Annotated in this window: 2 pseudogenes; both read right to left on the bottom strand. The window is 54.4% G+C overall.

Going from position 1 to position 1,011, the window contains the following annotated elements:
* Positions 1–127: 127 nt before the first annotated feature.
* Positions 128–300 (bottom strand): annotated as a pseudogene (locus ACN1C3_RS33200) (zinc-binding dehydrogenase); the annotation flags it as partial.
* A pseudogene (locus ACN1C3_RS33195) lies at positions 294–650 on the bottom strand (YbfB/YjiJ family MFS transporter); the annotation flags it as partial. The pseudogenes ACN1C3_RS33200 and ACN1C3_RS33195, both read right to left, overlap by 7 nt.
* Between the last annotated feature and the right edge of the window lie 361 nt (positions 651–1,011).

Raw genomic sequence — 1,011 nt, 5'->3', positions numbered from 1 at the left:
TGAACGCCTGCCACAGGCAACCTCGGTTGAAGATTACGAAGCCTTGCTGCCTTGGAACTGCTCGCTCGCCTCGCCTCGCTAAGCGCGCCGCCTATTTTTGAATAGGTGGGGTTCATGGAGCGCTTACGACGTTACTGTTCAGGTACGAGCCACCCATTATGTCGAGAATCACATTAACGCCTTTGCCGGTGGTTTTTCCTGGATGACTTGAGCGAAGTCCTGATCGCGGTAGTTGATCGCTTCGGCGCCAAACTCACGAATTGCTGCACATTTTTCCTTGCTGCCAGCGGTGGCGAAGGCATATGGGGCAATACCGTCGCGGCGACCAGTACCATGATCGCGTCGCCGGCAATGCCCGACAGCAGACGCCAGCCGAAGTACCAGATCACCGACAACGTAAAGCCACAGGCAAAAAACGACAGCGTCACCGCCAGCATCATGAGCCGCAAGGCGTTTTTGTTGGACGTCCGACGAGCCAGCGGTCGGCCTATTAGTGCGCCGATCAGGTAACCCACAAGGTTGGCGACGCCGAGGTACACCACGTCGCTGGCCGAAAACCAATGAGCCTGGATCAACGATGTATAGGCAAATCGCGCCAGGCCAATGCTGACCGGGCTGGCGCAGAGACCGGCGAAGATTGACAGCCAGATCGCGCTGCGTGGTGGGTGGAGAGTCTGATGATTCCTTCTCTATATAGACGCCGCTGTATAGAGGGAAAACAGCCCGCTTTTTTGGCGTTCTGCACCTTATTGATAGATAAGCCGAATTAGAGGTTGACGGCAGATTCTGGAAGTCTATAATTCGCCCCACTTCCGGCGCAGTCGAAACGGAAAACTCCTTGGTAAACAATGAGTTACGCAGTTTTCGACAGCGGTTACGCTTCCGTTCAGCGAAGCCCGAAGGAGTTAATAAGGTCGTGTTGTTTGACGTTATTAACGGTTCGATCCACTCGGTCGAAAGCGGTGTAAAAGAGGTGTTGACAGCAGCGAGTAACGCTGTAGAATTCGCCTC

The organism is Pseudomonas sp. H11T01, assembly GCF_048515765.1.
Classification (GTDB): Bacteria; Pseudomonadota; Gammaproteobacteria; order Pseudomonadales; family Pseudomonadaceae; genus Aquipseudomonas.
Note: the sequence above shows the minus strand (reverse complement) of the source record. Positions and strands in the feature narration are given on the sequence as shown.